Raw genomic sequence first — 17,919 nt, 5'->3', positions numbered from 1 at the left:
GAATAATGCAGCCATTGCCGATTACACAGCTTGAGAGAATGGAGAATCTGTTATGAACCCGGAAGGATCAAATTTATACACACAGGAATTAGAAAAGGCATTAGAAGCGGAATTAATGGGGAGTAAAGGGGGATTTAGGCTAATGGATGATTGCTTTAAAGTAAAGGGGACGAATCTTACAATCGTGGTACCAATGGAGTTAGACCACCACAGTGCAGAAAAGATCAGGACAGGAGCTGATAAAATCGTACAGGGCAGGAATATAAGAAGTATTGTATTTGATTTTGGAAAAACGAATTTCATGGACAGTTCCGGAATCGGCATGATTATGGGCCGCTATAAGGATATGAGGTTTATGGGCGGAACGGTTATTGCAGTTCGTGTAAATGAACGGGTGAGAAGAATTTTAACCCTGTCAGGTATCTATAAAATGATTGAAATATATGAAGGATTGCCGCAGCAATCAACGCTTAATTAAAGGGGGGAGCCAATATGAGCTATGCAAACGAAATGAAACTGGAATTTGACAGCAGATCCTGTAATGAGGGATTTGCAAGGGTGGCGGTAGCTGCTTTTGTAACGCAGCTGAATCCGACACTGGAAGAAGTGGCAGATGTTAAGACGGCGATCTCAGAAGCAGTTACAAATTCAATCCTTCATGGATATGAGGGAAAGATATGTAAGATACTGATCGAATGTTTTATTGACGGGAATGAATTTATTATCCATGTGATTGATCATGGAAGAGGAATTGAAGATGTAAAAAAAGCAATGGAGCCTTTGTTTACCACAAAGCCGGACTCGGAGCGTTCCGGGATGGGATTTGCTTTTATGGAGGCCTTTATGGATGAAGTGAAAGTAGAATCAACTGTCGGCGAAGGTACCAGAGTAATCATGAAAAAGAAAATAGGCAGACCCAGAAGTGAATATGAAATTTAATATCGGGAAAGGATGGGCAAATGGAGCATACCCTTGCGTTAATTGAACAGGCACACCAAGGGGATAAAGATGCACGAGAAAGACTGGTAGAGGAAAATATGGGGCTGGTTTATACCATTGTCAGGCGGTTCTTAGGCCGTGGTTATGAGATGGAGGATTTAATCCAGATTGGAAGCATCGGACTGATTAAGGCAATTGATAAATTTGACCTGTCGTTTGATGTGAAGTTTTCCACTTATGCGGTACCCATGATTACAGGAGAAATAAAACGATTTTTACGGGATGACGGTATGATTAAAGTGAGCCGTTCCTTAAAAGAAACAGCATATAAGGCATATGCCACCAGGGAAGCGCTGGAAAAAAAGATGGGCAGAGAGCCGACTTTAGAAGAAATTTCAGCCGAGATTGGCGCTGCAAAAGAAGATATTGTACTGGCAATGGAATCATCAGCCGAAGTAGAATCATTGCATAAAACAATTTATCAGGGAGACGGAAGTGCAATCTTGCTGATGGATAAATTAGAGGAAAAGGAGAATAAAAACGAGGAGCTGCTTAATCATATTGTGCTGGAAGAACTGCTGGATTCCTTAGATGCCCAGGAGCGTTCGCTGATCTATCTTCGCTACTTTGGCGACAAGACTCAGGTACAGGTTGCGGCGGCAATGGGAATGACCCAGGTACAGGTTTCCAGGCTTGAAAAGAAAATACTGAAAAAGATGCGGGGAAAGATATCATAATTTCCCCGTATATTTTTTGCTAAAATTCAAATAATAAACAAAAATGATGGAAAAAGGAAGTGAGAAAAATGTATAAAAAAATTGCGAAGGGATTTGCGCTTTTCATGATCGTGGCAGCAATTGTAGGAATCTTTTATTATATGACCTATCTGAATAATCATGATGGCCAGATGAAAGGAACCCTTGTCAATACATTTCAGATGAAAGAGAATGAGGAAATGATATGACGAATGATACACTGTATTTAAAGATAGATCAAAATGTCCAGGTGCATGACGATTGTGTATTTTTAAAGGATATTGCCCAGTTAGAGTGCAGTAACAAGGCTATTGAAAATAAGATAAAAACCTTGAAACTGGATAATCCTACCGGAAACAAGCCAGGGCGCCATGTCATGTCTGTAATGGAAATTATAACCCAGATCCATGCGGTTTATCCAAGTATTGAGGTAAACAACATTGGTGAGGCGGATTTTATCATTACCTATGAAAAGTCCAAACAGCCCAGTCAGGCATTCAGCTGGATAAAGACTATATTTGTGTGCTTTCTGTCTTTTTTCGGAGCAGGTTTTTCCATTATGACATTTAATAATGATGTTAGTATCACCAAATTATTTGCTCAGCTTTACGAACAGTTTACCGGGACTGTTTCGGATGGATTTACGATACTGGAAATTTCATATTCGATAGGGCTTGGTCTTGGAATTATCATATTCTTTAACCATTTTGCAGGGAAAAAACTTACTGCGGATCCTACGCCTATGGAAGTGCAGATGCGTACCTATGAAGATGATATTAATAAGGCGCTGATTGAATCCAGCAACCGTGAACCGAAGAATGAGAAGAAAATGAAACAATAGGAGAAAGTGAGGACAATATTGCAAGTAAGCTTGTGATACTCAGGAGGTAAAATATGTTAACACATTTAATATTAGCCCTCATAGCTTTCAGTTCCGGTTTTGTCATAGCAGGAGGCGTCATCGCGCTGATCGCCGGACTTGGAATTATAAACAGACTGATTGGGGTTACTCATACGGGGAAACATATCCGGATATTTGAAACCTGTATTTTATTTGGAGGTTTATTTGGAAATCTGCTTACTGTTTATAATGTTAGTATTCCACTGGGCGGCTTAGGACTTTCCATTATTGGAATATGTTCCGGAATGTTTGTAGGAGGCTGGATTTTAGCGCTTGCGGAAGTAGTCAATATTTTTCCTATCTTTTTCAGGCGTATCGGTCTGGTAAAGGGAGTAAGCTTTATTATGATTACCATAGCGCTTGGAAAGACTCTGAGCAGCCTGCTGCAATTCTATATGAGGTGGTAAAAACAATCTGCATACTGCATGAAGCAGAGGTTTGAAAGAAAATCGCTTTCAAAATACTGATTAAGGAATAGCGCAGTTTGTGCTATTCAGGGAGATAAAGACGAAAGGAAGTATTATAATGGCGGATGTTTTAAAAGAGAGAAAAAATCAACAGTATAATGATTACGTCAAGAAAGTAACACCTACTCACAATCTCTGGGCAAATATGGCTAAGGCGTTTTTGGTAGGTGGAATTATCTGCGTCATTGGACAATTCATATTAAACTATGCATCTAATATGGGACTTGACAAAGAGACGGCGGGAAGCTGGTGTTCCATGCTTCTGGTTCTAATCAGTGTGATTCTGACAGGATTTAATATTTATCCTAAAATAGCAAAATTCGGTGGTGCAGGAACGCTGGTTCCGATTACCGGTTTTGCAAATTCAGTGGCAGCTCCTGCAATAGAATTTCAAAAAGAAGGTCAGGTATTCGGAATTGGATGTAAGATCTTTACAATCGCCGGTCCTGTAATTTTATATGGTGTATTTACCAGCTGGGCACTTGGTTTAATCTATTATATTCTAAGAATTACGGGGGTGGTAGGATGACTCAGATAGCAGGGCAGCAAAGTATAAAATTTGATAAATCCGCTCATATTATAAGTGCGGCATCTATCGTCGGGAAAAAAGAGGGTGAGGGTCCTCTTGGAAAATTATTTGACCTGGTCGGAGAAGAAGCATCTTTTGGTGAAAATACCTGGGAAGAAGCAGAGAGTACGCTGCAAAGAGAAGCATGTCAGCTGGCACTTGGAAAAGCAAAACTGCTGCCAACCCAGATGCGGTATGTTTTTTGCGGAGACCTTTTGGGGCAGCTGATTGCATCCTCCTTTGGTGTAATGAATTTCAACATTCCAATGTTTGGATTATATGGAGCATGCTCCACCTGTGGGGAATCACTGTCACTTGGAGCAATGGCGGTCAGCGCAGACTATGCCGATTATGTGATGGCGGTTACATCCAGTCATTTTGGAAGTGCAGAAAAGCAATTCCGTTTTCCTCTGGAATATGGAAACCAGCGGCCATTGGCAGCGACTTGGACAGTCACCGGCAGCGGGGCATTTATCCTGGCTAAAAAAGGAGGACATGCAAGAATTACCGGCATTACGACAGGAAAGATTGTAGATTACGGTGTAAAAGACTCCCTGAATATGGGAGCATGTATGGCGCCGGCAGCTTGTGACACCATCTATCAGAACCTGATGGATTTCAACCGCCAGCCGGATGACTATGACAAAATCATTACAGGAGATCTTGGATATGTGGGACAGACTATCCTGATTGATTTATTGAAAGAAAAAGGCTTTGATATCAGCCGTGTGCATATGGACTGTGGTATTGAAATTTATGACAGAGAGACACAGGATACTCATTCCGGTGGAAGCGGATGCGGATGTTCAGCAGTCACTCTGGCGGCTAAAATACTCCCTAATGTGGAAAAGGGAGCCTGGAAAAGAGTGTTATTCGTACCAACCGGTGCACTGCTGTCACCTACCAGTTTTAACGAAGGTCAGAGTGTACCGGGAATAGCGCATGGTGTAGTGATCGAGCATTGCTAACACCTGGGATTGTCAGCAAAGGAGATAGTTATGGAATATATTAATGCTTTTTGGGTGGGCGGACTGATCTGTGCACTGGTACAGATCCTGATGGAAAAAACAAAACTGATGCCGGGACGCATCATGGTTATTCTTGTGTGTCTGGGAGCGGTACTAGGAGCAGTGGGGCTCTACGGACCATTCCAGGAATTTGCAGGAGCCGGTGCAAGTGTTCCGCTTCTGGGCTGGGGCAATGTATTGTGGAACGGTGTTAAGAAAGCAATCGAGACGGACGGATTTATCGGGATTTTCATGGGGGGATTTACTTCCAGTGCAGTAGGTGTGTGTGCGGCACTGGTGTTCTCTTATCTGGCAAGTTTGGTATTTAAGCCAAAAATGAAAGAATAGCCCGATATGTAAAACCAGCCGGGATGCAGAAGCAGGCTTCAAACCCTTTTAAGAGTTTGAGTTATGGTTCGGCCGTCCCGGCTGGTTTTATGTATGACGTTTTGCTGGTTTTATATCTGCCCGGAATTTACTTTCACCATGCAGCGTGATATAATAAATACCGTACGGTCCGTGTTTCTTACATAAATGATAAGAATATGGATAAACAGACAATTACATTATTTATAAGGAGGAAAGCAACATGGCAAATATAATTGGAAGCCCAAGCCGTTATATACAAGGAAAAGGCGAATTAAAAAATCTCTGCAGCCATGCAGAAAAATGTGGAAAGAACCTATTTATTTTAACAAGTGAATCCGGGAGAAAACGTGTAGAACCTGTCATAAATGAAGGGATGAAAGATACTTCCTGTGCAGTTACTTATGAAGTATTCGGGGGAGAGTGCAGCAAAACTGAGATTAATCGGATTATAGATGCATGCAGGGAAAAGAACGGAGAAGTCATCGTTGGAATCGGCGGGGGAAAAACCCACGATACTGCAAAAGCAGTAGCTTATTATATGAATAAGCCGGTTATCATTGTACCAACCATAGCGTCCACCGATGCACCTTGCAGCGCACTTTCCGTAATCTATACAGAGGAAGGGGTATTTGAAGAATATCTGTTCCTTCCCTCCAGCCCGAACATGGTTCTGGTGGATACGGATATTGTCAGCAAGGCACCTTCCAGGCTTTTAATTGCAGGAATGGGAGATGCACTGGCTACTTATTTTGAAGCCAGAGCCTGCCAGAAATCAAATGCAGCCAACTGTGTGGGAGGAAAGTCCACAAAAGCGGCTATGGCGCTGGCTGAGCTTTGCTATGACACATTATTGGAAAACGGCTTATCGGCAGCATTGGCTGTAAAAGAAAAAGTGTGTACAAAAGCCGTAGAAAATATTATTGAAGCAAATACTTATCTGTCCGGTATCGGTTTTGAAAGCGGCGGCCTGGCAGGAGCACATGCGATCCACAACGGACTGACAGCCATTGAAGAAACACATTCATTGTATCATGGGGAAAAAGTAGCGTTTGGTACCCTGGTTCAGCTGATATTGGAAGATGCAGATTCAGATGAAATCGATACGGTAATTGGTTTTTGCGAGGAAGTGGGCTTGCCGGTGACCCTGGAAGGCCTTGGCATAAAGGAAGTAAAACCGGAAAAAATCATGGATGCTGCAAGGCTTGCATGCGCACCTGGTGAAACCATTCACAATATGCCATTTGAAGTTACACCGGAGGACGTGTATGCCGCTATCATGGGGGCAGATGCAATGGGAAGATACTTGACCTGCGATGAATAACAGAAGAAATTGTGAAAAAGATGAATGTCCCTGTGGCATCCATCTTTTTTTATGCCATAAATTACCCGGGACAAATACTGAAACTTCACACAAAACACAAAAAAGTATGATAAAATTACATTGATTCTTTAATATAATAAGAGGTGTGATATGAAAGAGATACTTGTCATAGAAGATGAAGCAGATATACAGGAACTGTTAACGGCATTTTTGGAGGATTCCGGGTATAAGGTCACGGTGGCGGGTGACGGAGTTGCGGGAATTACCAGCTTCCATGGCCGTCCCTTTGATCTGGTACTGCTGGATATTATGCTGCCTAAAATTGACGGATATGGTGTATGCGAGGTAATCCGCCAGGAATCTTCCGTTCCTATTGTAATGCTGACGGCTTTGGACAGTGAAGAAAATCAGGTGAAAGGCTATGATCTGAGGGTTGATGACTATATTACCAAACCATTTTCCATGCAGATCCTGATCCGTAAGATAGAGGCGGTACTTCGGCGGACTTCCCCTGTACAGGAGACAAATCAGCTGGTATACCGGAATCTGGTACTGGATTTGGACGGTTATAAAGTATTCGTTGACGGTGAAAACATAGAGTTAACACAGAGGGAATTTGAACTTCTCCGGGAGCTGCTTCAAAATCAGGGCAAAGTCCTGACAAGGCAGGCGCTGCTGAACGGACTTTGGAAATATGATTTTTATGGCGATGAGCGGGTTGTAGATACCCATATAAAAAATTTACGGAAGAAACTGGATGTAGATTATATTGAGACAATCAGAGGGGTGGGATATCGGATTGATAAAACGTATTAGAGGAAGCCTTACACTTAAAATATTTCTCATTACCAGCCTGATACTGATCTGCGTCTGTGGTGTTACATATGGTTTTATCGCTTATTTTATGCCGCAGACCTATACTTATGGAATCAGCGAGGACATGGATAAAAAGACGGATGCTCTTGTGGCAGATTTAGAGAATATAAAATTTGAGGATAGTGGTCCGCTATTTGATGATTTTATTGTAAACAATACGGTAGACCTGCAATTATTGGATGCTGAAGGCAATGAAATCCAGCGCCCGGGCAGCGTGCAGTCAGGATTTGTAGAAACCATTGGAAAACAGTCAATGCTGGCCATCACTATCAATGAAAAGGAGCAGAATTCTGCTGCAGATGCAAGCAGTATTGCTGTTGGCTCAATGCATTCAGCTACTACGGGAAACGAGGCGATTGAAACAGTTGAAGTAATTGACAGAAGCGCTGTAAAAAAAGAATCATCAGAAGAAACAGAAGAGAAGTCTGATGATAGCCTGCTGGCTTATTCGAATGCCCTTGCAACAAACACAGACATCTATGGTTTTATTGAGAATCCTGTGGATATATCCGTCATGACTACAAGTGCCAGCGTTGATTATGGTATGCAGAAACCAGTTACGTTTTCCGGATCAGATAAAGAATATGAACTTTACGTATTAGGAGCGTACCGGTTTGTGAATCAGGCGGTAGAGGCGATGAATAAAATATTGCCCTGGCTGATCGTTGTCATTGTATTTATATCTACGCTGACTGCCTATTTATATTCCAGGTATATCACAAGACCGGTAGTACGCCTTAGCAAAATATCAAAAAAGATGTCTGACCTGGAGTTTAACTGGATCTGTGATGAAAAACGCAATGATGAGATCGGGGTACTGTCCTCAAGCCTGAATGAACTGTCCCTGAAGTTATCTACCGCATTAAGCGAACTGAAAAGTGCAAACGAATCGCTGCAGAAGGATATTGAAACAGAACGTAAACTGGAGCAAAAACGGCTTGAATTTTTCTCTGCCGTATCTCATGAATTAAAGACGCCCATTACTGTTATGAAAGGGCAGCTGGAAGGAATGATGTATCAGGTTGGTATCTATAAAAATAGGGATAAATATCTTGCCAGATCTTATTCAGTTGCCTGTACGATGGAAGACATGGTGCAGGAGATTCTGACGGTATCCAGGATGGAAGCGTCGGGGTTTATGCCCCAAATGGAAGAATTTAACCTGGGAAATATGGTAAAGGATTGTGCCCATAGACAGGATGATTTGTTTATCCAAAAGGATATGGAGGTTTCTTACCACATTAGCAATGACCTCTATGCACGTGGAGACAAGAAGCTTCTGCAAAAGGCATTAAATAACATTATCAGCAATGCCATCCACTATTCACCGGATGGAGCAAAAATTCAGATTGAAGCATATAAAGAGGACCAAAAATTGACGGTGAGGGTAGAGAATTCCGGTGTACATCTGGATGAAGCAGCAGTCCCACGCATTTTTGAAGCATTTTTCCGTGTTGAAAAATCCAGAAACAGAAACACCGGCGGCAGTGGACTTGGGCTGTATATTGTCAAAATGATCCTGGAACTTCACAAAGCCGACTATAGAATAGAAAATACTTTCAATGGTGTAGCTTTTACATTCTCCATATAAAACACATATAAAATACAAAACATCCACAAAAGGTTTTGTTAGGATTAGAACGTGCAAAAGCGCAAAGAAAAATCATTCTAACAAACAGGAGGTTACAGTGAGATGATTCTTAAAAGGATGGCAGGAGTGGTAATGGCAGCAATGCTGTTAACAACCTTCTTAACAGGGTGTTCCTCAAATGGAACTGAGCAGTCGGATGGCAGTAATGGCACTGGTAATGGAAATACAAAAGAGGCTGCAGCTATGGGAAGGTATCTGGAAGAGGATGTAGTTCTTCCGGAGGGTATTACAGATATACAGGCATTGTGTGAAATGGAAGATGGAAGCCTGCGGTTAGCAGGAATGGGGGAAAACTATACCGGCGGAGTCTGGGAGACAAAGGATCAGGGAAAGAAATGGGATAAAGTATTTGATTATCCGGAAGAATTAAAAGGAAACGAAATGAAATATTTAACTTCCGTAGCCCTGTCGCCAAAGGGAGGCGCAGCTGCAATTACTACCGATTATTCTAAGGTGGATATGCAAAGCGGACAGGGCGCCGTTGAGACCGGTTACTGGACTATGGATGATTCAGGTAAAGCCGTTCCGTTACCGGTAGCCCTTGGAAACAGCAGTGGCGGGGGGCAGAGTACAAATATTTCCAATCAGGAACCGGTCAGTGAAGGGCAGGAAAAAGGCGGAGCAGACAAACTGGATATACAGATGAGCAGTAGGGAAATGGATGAAGCTGATAATACTGAGGTTCAGACCGGAGCTGAAAGTGCAGGACAAAGTGCAGGCGAAAGTGTAGGCGAAAGTGCAGGACAAAGTACGGGACAAATTTCCCAGATGGAAATACCCCAGTATCTGAATAGCTGGAAATATGCGCCGGATAACAATCTGGTAGGAATGGGGATGGATGGGAAAATTCATATAATAGACCCGGCAAACGGAGCAGTGCTAAGGTCTATTGAAAATAGTGACGCATATTTTACAAATACCGGTTTTGTGGGAAATACATTGGCAGCATATGCAGGCAGCGGGGTTTTTTACTATGATATGACTACCGGAAGCGCCCTGGAAAAAGATGAAGTTTTAAACGAACAGCTGGGTACCAATAATGAAAACGGCGGCATTTCATTTGGCGGGGGCAATTCGGCTGTTCTTCTGCAGGGGGGGAAAGAAGATAATATTTTATACTATTGTAACAAAGATGGTATTTTCCGGCATGTCCTTGGCGGTAATGTATCTGAACAGCTGATAGATGGATCTCTGAATTCAATGGCGGATCCAAGTGTTACATTCAGCAATCTGTCAGCAATGAAAGACGGTGTGTTCTTCCTGGCTTACTGGAAAGATATGAGCAGCCATCTGGTTCGGTATACATATTCTGAAGATACGCCGTCTGTTCCGGAAAAAGAAGTGAAAATCTATTCTCTGAATGAAAATGCAGAAGTGCGGCAGGCAATTGCATTATACCAGAAACAAAATCCGGACATCCGAGTGAATTATGAAGTTGGACTTACCGGCGATGATGGAGTCACGGTGTCCGATGCAATCCGAACATTAAATACAAATATTATGGCTGGAAAAGGACCTGATCTATTCGTTTTAGATGGAATGTCCATAGAATCTTATCAGAATAAAGGACTTCTGGCAGATATGAGCGAAATCATAAAGAAGGTATCAGGGCAGGACGGTTTCCTGGAAAATATCACAAAGCCATATGAAATGGATGGTAAAATATATGCAATTCCAACCAGATTTATGGTACCGGGAATTCAGTCTGATAAGAAAAACCTGGATGGAATCAAAGATTTAAAGACTCTGGCAGATACTTTGGAAGGCTTGAAACAGGAAAATGCAGATAAAGATATTCTGGGAAGTAAACAACCGGAAGATTTAGTAAAACGCTTGTATGATACATCCGCCAGCGAGTGGATAAAGGAAGACGGAACCTTAAAGGAAGATGCATTAAAAGAATTTTTTACCCAGCTAAAGAAAATCTATGATCTTGATAAGAAAGAACAGACAGATAGCTATAACTCTATTACTATGAATATTAGCGGTTTATCACACATGAGTGGAATTGCAGATGATTCCATGAGCTACCTTGCAGGAGCCACCATGGCAAATATAGGAAATATCAATTCCATAACTGATCTTATGCAGGTAGTGGCAGTAAATGAAAAGTTAAAAGGCAGTGGTTATAAAACACTGGATGGCCAGGCTTCCAAAGTCTTTGTACCAGGTACTATGATTGGTATCAGCAGTAAGGCAGCGAACAAAGAGTCTGCCGAAAAACTGGCATCCTACATGTTATCCAAAGATGCCCAGACCGTAAGCCAGGGAGGCGGATTCCCGGTAAACAAAGCAGCTTTTGATCAAATTTTCACAGAGGAAGCCGGTAATAGTGTTCCTGGGATGGCGATTTCAACCATTAGCGAAAATGGCGTAGATCTCTCTCTTGAGCTGAAATGGCCCACAGAGGAACAGGCTGCAGAATTTAAGGCTTTAGCCGAAGGTCTGACTACACCTGCAAACACAGACAGCATTATACGGGAAGCAGTGAACAGTGCAGCGGATAGCTGCCTGAATGGAACTACAAGTATCGATGAAGCGGTAAAAGCAGTGATGCAGAAAGTAAATCTTTATCTTTCAGAGTAAACGCAGGCAGGAAGAAAGGTAAATTATAACAGCCGGTTGGATCGTAAGTAATATCCAACCGGCTGTTTTTGCTGTATTAAATTTTACATATGGCTTATGGGCCGCTATTCCAAACAATCTTATGAGTCATTACTTGAAATCGAGACTCACTGCAGGTTTATTATATTTGGGTTTCGCTGAGGAAGGGGACGCTTTGCAGATGGACGTAGTGCGCGAAAAGAGAAGGGGGCGGACCATGGCAGGCGTTTGGAAGGCTTACCGCAGAACTGGCATTTTCTAACCTTCCCGAAGCGCTTTTTGGCGGCACGCGGGCATTCGCTCCGAAATCCTGATGCATTTCGCAGCTCACTGCCCGCTTAGTATCCGATGGGAGCCAGTCGAATACTATCCGCCAAAAAACACTCCGGCAAGGTAAGTAAATGCTCAGATCTGCTATACGCCTTCCAAACGCCTGCCATGGTCCGCCCCCTTCTCTTTCCGGGATCCAGTTTATTGATACAAAGCTGGTTTTCTCAGCAGGGTGGGACCCCGGGCGTGTGGCATGCCGGACGTTATTGGCTTAGATCACATAAAAACCAATAAACCAGCTGGATGTTATCATTCTGAACTGTCTCTAAATTCTACTACAGTATATTTGTGGTTTTAGTACCTACATCCAGTTAAGTCTGTGATCAGGAAAGCAGGTAAAATTTCGTCTTATCATCCCCTTTCACACTGAACTGCCGTAACACACTCTGCTGCATCCAAAAACGAGCAGACCGTCACAGCCCAGGGGTCTCTACCAGGCTGAGAAAACCAGCTTTGTATCAACGAATGCTATCTCGGAAAGATGGGTGTGGGAAACTGGTATGGGCGTAGGAAGCGTAGAGCAGAGCTGAGTATTTACTTACCTTTTCGAAGTGTTTTTTGGCGGATAGTATTCGACTGGCTCCCATCGGATACTAAGCGGGTACTGAACCGAGAAATGCATCAGGATTTCTCGGTGAATGCCCGCGTGCCGCCAAAAAGCGCTTCGGAAAGGTTAGAAAATACCAGTTCTGCGGCCAGCTGACGGAGCCCATGCCAGTTTCCCACACCCATCTTTCCGTACACTACCTACATCTACAAAGCGTCTTACTCAGCAAAACCCAAATTTAAGAAGAATTTGTTCCCAGTAGTACTAGTAGATAAAATAGCCAGCGATACCGGAAAGCACCATAACCAGAATGGGATTCCATTTCCATTTGCGAAGCAGGAGCAGGCAGGCACCAAAGAGGCAACAGGCGAATATGTCCGGATGCAGAGCGGAAATATCTAATTCAGATTTACCGCAGAAAGCAAGCAGAAGGATTACACCTGCAGAGGATGCAATCAGTCCTGCGGATACCGCTTTTAATCCGTTTAATACCTGGAACAGATAGCGATTACTGCGGTATTTATTGAAAAAGCGGTACAGAAATATGGATATGATAAAGCCGGACAGAATACATCCAATAGTTGCGGTAACAGCCCCCGGGATGCCTGCAATTCTAAGTCCCGTAAAAGTGGAGGTATTGACTGCCAAAGGTCCGGGTGTCATCTGGGAGATTGTAATGATATCGGTGAACTCCTGAAGTGTAAGCCAGTGTTCCAGTTCAACCACCTGTTCCTGGATCAGGGGAATTGTGGCGTAGCCCCCTCCGATGCTGAACAGCCCGATCTGGGTAAATCTGTAAAAAAGCATGAGCAGCAGCTTTGTCATTCAGTCACCTCATTTCTGCGTATAAAGCATTCCAGCAGGCAGAGCAGGGCACTGGCTGCAATGATCAGTGCAGCATTTATCTGCAGGAAGAAGCTGGCAATAAAAGCCAGAGGAATTAAAATTGAAAAAAACAACCGGCCTTCTTTAAAAATATTGCGGCACATATCGTAGACCAGATCCACGATTAAAGCTGCGACACCGGCCTCCATTCCTTTTAAAACGGCAGATACCACCGTATTATCGCGAAATGCCTGATAACCGGCACTGATCACGGATAATATGAGAAGTGCGGGCAGGACAGAAGCCAGTCCGCTGATAATGGCGCCTTTAAGCCCGGCGGTTTTATAGCCTGCGAGCACGGAGAGATTGACGGCAATTGCACCTGGTGAGGACTGTGCGATTGCAGCCATATCCAGAAGTTCGGATTCGCAAAGCAGGTTCTTGTTCTGCACAAAATATTTCCGGATCATAGGAATGACTACATAGCCGCCCCCGAAAGTAAAAGCGCTGATAAAGAAATTAATTCCAAAGAGCCAGCAGAGCAGAGGTAATTTTTTCATAGGTGAAATCTCCTTTTTCATAAATGGTCAAGTCGAAAACTACACCGCAGGCAACCGTGTTTGGACTTTTCCAAAAGCCGCAGTCGCCAAATGATCCCCAAACGCGCTCATACGGCTCGTTGCCTGCGGGAATAAATTATTTAGCAGTTTCATTATAACCCCTGATGATATATAATTAAAATTATATTATTTTATATAGAACATAACAAAATAGTAATGAATAGGAGGAGATAGAAATGACAATACGCCATCTTCGGATTTTTAAAATTGTCTGTGAAGAAGAAAATATTACAAAAGCAGCGAAAAAACTATATATGACCCAGCCTGCTGTGTCTTATGTCATAAACGATCTGGAAGAAAAAATAGGCAATACACTGTTTGACCGGGTGTCCAAGCGGATTTATCTGAATGAATTCGGAAAGTTATTTCTGGACAAAGCCATCCGTGTACTGGATTTGTACGATGATCTGGAAGGCGGCCTGGATACCCTGAAAGAGCAGGCAGTTTTACAGATTGGTTCCAGTATAACGATTGCTAATTTCTGGCTGCCGTCCCTGCTGAAGAGATTTGAAGAGCAATGGAAGAATACTCCCGTCCGGGTAGAAGTGGAAAGTGCCCGGGTTATTACCGAAAAGCTTTTGCAAAATAAAGTTGATCTTGCATTGATAGAAGGAGTCTTTCCCAGGGATAATCTGGTCTGTATTCCTTTTTCTTCGTACCGCCTTGTGGTGTTGTGCGGCACTGGACATCCTCTGGCATCTGCAAGTGAAGTGCAGATTGAAGAACTTGCACAACAAAAATTATTGCTAAGAGAGAAGGGGAGCGCAATACGGGATACTTTCCAAAGTGCAATGACTTTACATAATCTGTCTGTGTCTCCGGCATGGACCAGCGTAAATTCCCAGGCATTGATTCAGGCAGCCAGAAATAACCTGGGTGTTACCATTATGCCTGATATTCTGGTGGAAAAAGAATGTGAGAGAAAAGAACTGGTGCCATTGACGGTAGCCGGACTTTATATGGAGAATCAAAATTATCTTGCATATCATAAGGATAAATTTTTGTCGGGGCCAATGCAGGGGTTTCTGAAAATCCTGGAGAGTGTCTGAAAATTCATTCCAGCCGTCTGCACGTCCCACTTTGTGTTATATTTGTTCCAAATCCAGATATATAGCCCGTTGTGCGTCTTTCATTTATGTATCGGTGCAGGAGCTATTGACATTCCGGCATTATTGCGGGTAAAATAAAATTATTGCTGTACCCCTAATACATAAAAAGGAGAAGATGAGATGAAGAAAATCGGGTTTATCGGTGTTGGAATTATGGGAAAATCAATGGTGAATAATTTAATGAAGGCAGGATATGAAGTTTCTTTCTATGCCAGAAATAAGGCAAAAACGGAGGATGTAATTGCAAAAGGAGCCGTTTATCATCCAACTATTCCGGAGTGCGTAAATGGCTGTGACGCGGTAATTACAATCGTAGGATTCCCAAAAGATGTGAGAGAAGTCTATTTTGGGAAGGATGGCATACTGGAAAATGTATCGGAAGGAACATATGTGATCGATATGACCACCTCAAGCCCTAAATTAGCGGAAGAAATCTATGAAGAGGCTAAAAAACGCGGAATTCACGCGCTGGATGCTCCGGTAACCGGAGGGGATGTAGGCGCCCAAAATGGGACGCTGTCCATACTGGCAGGGGGAGATCCACAGGCATACGAGAAATGCCTCCCTGTTTTTGAGGCGATGGGAAAGAACATCCATCTGGAAGGGAAAGCAGGAAGCGGGCAGCATACCAAAATGGTAAACCAGATAATGATAGCCGGCACCATATCCGGTATCTGCGAAGCATTTGCTTATGCAAAAGAGAAGGGTTTGGATATACCTACGGTGCTGGATTCCGTTGCCACAGGGGCAGCCGGAAGTAAGCAGCTGGAACTGCAGGCGGCGAAAATGCTGGAACAGGATTATGCACCGGGATTTTTTATTAAGCATTTTATTAAAGATATGAAACTGGCTAAGGAAGAGGCTGAGGCAGACGGACTCACCTTAAAAGTGTTGGATCAGACACTTGCAGCATACGAAGAATTGGAAAAAAGAGGAGACGGAGAACTTGGAACCCAGGCACTCATTAAATATTTTGAATGACTAAAAATAAAATGAAAGAAGGGGATTAATATGTCGAAAAATTACCGGTCTGAACTGGTTGGCGTTTTTGGCTGCCCGGTAGATGAAAATCCAACAGGTGTCATGGAAGAAGCTGCATTTGAAAAAATGGGTCTGGATTACCGTTATCTGACAATCAAAGTAGAAAAAGAAGATCTGGGAGCGGCTATGAATGCCGTGCGTGCATTTGGAATGAAGGGGATTAATTTAACCATCCCTCATAAAGTCAAAGTACTTTCATACCTGGATGAGTTGTCAGAAGCCGCAGAAATTATCGGTGCCGTGAACACCGTAGTAAACCGGGAAGGGAAACTGTTTGGAGAAAATACAGACGGAAAAGGATTTTTAACAGCCCTTAAAAAAGAGGGCATAGAAGTCCGGGATAAGAAAATCGTGATATTAGGAGCAGGAGGTGCAGCCCGGGCAATCGGTGTGGAGTGTGCGCTGGCTGGGGCTCTGGAAATTACGGTTGTAAACCGTAATGAAGACCGTGGTATGGAACTGGCGGCACTGATTGAAACAAAAACGGAAGCAGCAGGGAAATTTGTGAAATGGGAGGGCTGCTATCAAGTGCCGGAAGATACAGACATTCTGATTAATGCCACCTGTGTAGGCCTGTATCCAAATGTATCGGACAAGCCGGAGATTAACTACGACACCATAATGTCCGGCATGGCAGTCAGCGATGTGGTTTTTAATGATCCCAATACGCTATTCTTACAGGAAGCTGCAATAAGGGGCGCGAAGACCGTAAACGGACTTGGAATGCTGGCCCAGCAGGGAGCGCTTAATTTCACCCTGTGGACGGGAGCTGACGCACCTGTGGGAGTGATGGAAGATACCTTGAAACGGGAGTTTGGATTAAAATAAGCAGGTTATTTGTGGTTCCTTACAATAAATGGATTGTGGGAAATACGCGCTGGAATGTGTTTGAAAATTGCTTAATGCCATCTGCAAAATATACAGATGGCATTTTATTGTTATTTTGCCGCTTTTTGGGCAAAACTAGTATTAACCAGCTTATCATAAGGTGCGCGCTGGCTCAGTTCCCCGGCATTATCCAGGATATCCTGAAGGAGATTGAAACTATTTTCTTCAAATACCATGTTATCTTTCCAGGTTTCCTGTTCGTGGTAACGTTTTACAATGGTTGTAATTGTAGCAAGATCTGTTTCTTTAAACTGCGGTTCAATAATTTTTGCGATTTCTTCCGGCGTATGGGAATTCACATAGTCCATACCTTTTTGCAGGGCATCGGTGAAGCCCTGGATAATTTCAGGATTCTTTTTGATGAAACTGCCTTTAGCGCTGTATGCGGTGTATGGCACATAACCGGAATCCGTACCGAGGGAGGCAACAACGTGGCCGCTGCCTTCTTTTTCAAGAGAAGTGGCACCAGGCTCAAATTCTACCGTAAAGTCACCCTGACCGCCGGAGAATGCAGCAGCTGTAGATCCAAAATCAATACTTTGGTCTATATTTAAATCGGTTGCCGGATTCAATCCATTTTGTTTTAAGATGTACTCGAATACCATTTCAGGCATACCGCCTTTGCGGCCGCCAAGAACATTTTTTCCTTTCAGGTCACTCCAGGTAAAATCAGGCATATCCTGTCTTGCAACCAGGAAGTTACCTGCACGCTGAGTGAGCTGTGCAAAGTTTACCACATAATCTGAGGCTCCTTCGTTATAGGCGTAAATGGTAGATTCGCTTCCCATAAAACCGATGTCAGCATCACCCGATACTACAGCGGTCATAGTTTTGTCCGCACCAAATCCTGTGACAAGCTCCAGTTCAATTCCTTCTTCCGCAAAATAACCTTCCTGAATTGCCACATACTGTGGTGCGTAGAAGATGGAATGTGCCACTTCATTTAAAGTAACTTTGGTCAGTGTGTCCGATTCTTTTTTACAGCCGATACAGGTCAATGCCAGAAGAACTGTAAAAGCAGCTAACAGTAAAAGCTTTTTTTTCATAACTTACCTCCAAAAGATCTAATGCTATAAGATATGAAAAATTGCGTAAAAGTTG

Annotated in this window: 20 protein-coding genes; 16 read left to right on the top strand and 4 right to left on the bottom strand. The window is 43.1% G+C overall.

Annotation, left to right across the window (positions count from 1 at the left end; all coding sequences use genetic code 11):
• The first annotated feature begins 52 nt into the window (after positions 1–52).
• The 13 genes from CD03_RS0115520 (at position 53) to CD03_RS0115460 (ending at position 11,440) form a co-directional block, all read left to right on the top strand.
• Positions 53–478, top strand: a complete 426-nt coding sequence (locus CD03_RS0115520; protein WP_330373713.1) for an STAS domain-containing protein — start codon at positions 53–55, stop codon at positions 476–478.
• A 14-nt stretch (positions 479–492) separates the two neighbouring features.
• The gene (spoIIAB, locus tag CD03_RS0115515; protein ID WP_027294443.1) at positions 493–939 is read left to right on the top strand and encodes an anti-sigma F factor; all 447 of its coding nucleotides are present in this window, start codon (positions 493–495) and stop codon (positions 937–939) included.
• A 20-nt stretch (positions 940–959) separates the two neighbouring features.
• Complete coding sequence (sigF, locus tag CD03_RS0115510; protein ID WP_027294442.1) at positions 960–1,676, top strand: RNA polymerase sporulation sigma factor SigF; 717 nt, start codon at positions 960–962, stop codon at positions 1,674–1,676.
• Positions 1,677–1,744: 68 nt separating this feature from the next.
• Positions 1,745–1,903 (top strand): hypothetical protein, encoded by a 159-nt coding sequence (locus CD03_RS37875; RefSeq protein WP_156042916.1) that lies wholly within the window; start codon positions 1,745–1,747, stop codon positions 1,901–1,903.
• The gene (locus CD03_RS0115500; RefSeq protein ID WP_027294441.1) at positions 1,900–2,535 is read left to right on the top strand and encodes a stage V sporulation protein AA; all 636 of its coding nucleotides are present in this window, start codon (positions 1,900–1,902) and stop codon (positions 2,533–2,535) included. Before CD03_RS37875 ends, CD03_RS0115500 begins: the two co-directional genes overlap by 4 nt.
• Positions 2,536–2,588: 53 nt before the next feature.
• Positions 2,589–3,002 (top strand): stage V sporulation protein AB, encoded by a 414-nt coding sequence (locus CD03_RS0115495; RefSeq protein WP_027294440.1) that lies wholly within the window; start codon positions 2,589–2,591, stop codon positions 3,000–3,002.
• 118 nt (positions 3,003–3,120) lie between these two features.
• A complete protein-coding gene (gene spoVAC, locus CD03_RS0115490; protein WP_027294439.1) occupies positions 3,121–3,591 on the top strand; it encodes a stage V sporulation protein AC in 471 nt (156 codons plus the stop codon).
• Positions 3,588–4,598 (top strand): stage V sporulation protein AD, encoded by a 1,011-nt coding sequence (spoVAD, locus tag CD03_RS0115485; RefSeq protein WP_027294438.1) that lies wholly within the window; start codon positions 3,588–3,590, stop codon positions 4,596–4,598. The genes spoVAC and spoVAD overlap by 4 nt, the downstream gene beginning before the upstream one ends.
• A 30-nt stretch (positions 4,599–4,628) precedes the next feature.
• Positions 4,629–4,985: a SpoVA/SpoVAEb family sporulation membrane protein gene (locus CD03_RS0115480; protein WP_027294437.1), complete on the top strand. Its 357-nt coding sequence runs from the start codon at positions 4,629–4,631 to the stop codon at positions 4,983–4,985.
• Positions 4,986–5,226: 241 nt separating this feature from the next.
• Positions 5,227–6,327, top strand: a complete 1,101-nt coding sequence (locus tag CD03_RS0115475) for a glycerol dehydrogenase (RefSeq protein ID WP_027294436.1) — start codon at positions 5,227–5,229, stop codon at positions 6,325–6,327.
• 150 nt (positions 6,328–6,477) lie between these two features.
• Positions 6,478–7,143 (top strand): response regulator transcription factor, encoded by a 666-nt coding sequence (locus CD03_RS0115470; protein ID WP_027294435.1) that lies wholly within the window; start codon positions 6,478–6,480, stop codon positions 7,141–7,143.
• Complete coding sequence (locus CD03_RS36130) at positions 7,127–8,794, top strand: sensor histidine kinase (RefSeq protein WP_052377817.1); 1,668 nt, start codon at positions 7,127–7,129, stop codon at positions 8,792–8,794. The genes CD03_RS0115470 and CD03_RS36130 overlap by 17 nt, the downstream gene beginning before the upstream one ends.
• Positions 8,795–8,896: 102 nt before the next feature.
• Positions 8,897–11,440 (top strand): ABC transporter substrate-binding protein, encoded by a 2,544-nt coding sequence (locus CD03_RS0115460; RefSeq protein ID WP_027294434.1) that lies wholly within the window; start codon positions 8,897–8,899, stop codon positions 11,438–11,440.
• 969 nt (positions 11,441–12,409) lie between these two features.
• Here the strand turns inward: CD03_RS0115460 and CD03_RS38900 are convergent.
• The 3 genes from CD03_RS38900 to CD03_RS0115445 form a co-directional block, all read right to left on the bottom strand.
• On the bottom strand, positions 12,410–12,532 hold the full coding sequence (locus CD03_RS38900) for a hypothetical protein (RefSeq protein ID WP_255348072.1): 123 nt from the start codon (positions 12,530–12,532) through the stop codon (positions 12,410–12,412).
• A gap of 67 nt (positions 12,533–12,599) precedes the next feature.
• Positions 12,600–13,160, bottom strand: a complete 561-nt coding sequence (locus tag CD03_RS0115450; RefSeq protein WP_027294433.1) for a chromate transporter — start codon at positions 13,158–13,160, stop codon at positions 12,600–12,602.
• Positions 13,157–13,720 carry a chromate transporter gene (locus CD03_RS0115445; protein ID WP_027294432.1) on the bottom strand — a complete coding sequence of 188 codons (564 nt, stop codon included), beginning with the start codon at positions 13,718–13,720 and terminating at the stop codon, positions 13,157–13,159. The genes CD03_RS0115450 and CD03_RS0115445 overlap by 4 nt, the downstream gene beginning before the upstream one ends.
• A gap of 236 nt (positions 13,721–13,956) precedes the next feature.
• Between CD03_RS0115445 and CD03_RS0115440 the strand changes: the two genes are divergently transcribed.
• The 3 genes from CD03_RS0115440 to aroE all read left to right on the top strand — a co-directional run bounded on the left by CD03_RS0115440 (position 13,957) and on the right by aroE (position 16,758).
• Positions 13,957–14,829, top strand: coding sequence for a LysR family transcriptional regulator (locus CD03_RS0115440; protein WP_027294431.1), 873 nt, complete (start codon positions 13,957–13,959; stop codon positions 14,827–14,829).
• Between the two features lie 180 nt (positions 14,830–15,009).
• Positions 15,010–15,870 carry an NAD(P)-dependent oxidoreductase gene (locus CD03_RS0115435; protein WP_027294430.1) on the top strand — a complete coding sequence of 287 codons (861 nt, stop codon included), beginning with the start codon at positions 15,010–15,012 and terminating at the stop codon, positions 15,868–15,870.
• A gap of 30 nt (positions 15,871–15,900) precedes the next feature.
• Positions 15,901–16,758, top strand: coding sequence for a shikimate dehydrogenase (gene aroE / locus CD03_RS0115430; protein ID WP_027294429.1), 858 nt, complete (start codon positions 15,901–15,903; stop codon positions 16,756–16,758).
• 110 nt (positions 16,759–16,868) lie between these two features.
• Here the strand turns inward: aroE and CD03_RS0115425 are convergent, their stop codons facing one another.
• On the bottom strand, positions 16,869–17,864 hold the full coding sequence (locus tag CD03_RS0115425) for an ABC transporter substrate-binding protein (RefSeq protein WP_027294428.1): 996 nt from the start codon (positions 17,862–17,864) through the stop codon (positions 16,869–16,871).
• Between the last annotated feature and the right edge of the window lie 55 nt (positions 17,865–17,919).

Origin of the sequence: Robinsoniella sp. KNHs210, assembly GCF_000686105.1 — a bacterium.
GTDB lineage: Bacteria > Bacillota > Clostridia > Lachnospirales > Lachnospiraceae > Robinsoniella > Robinsoniella peoriensis.
Note: the sequence above shows the minus strand (reverse complement) of the source record. Positions and strands in the feature narration are given on the sequence as shown.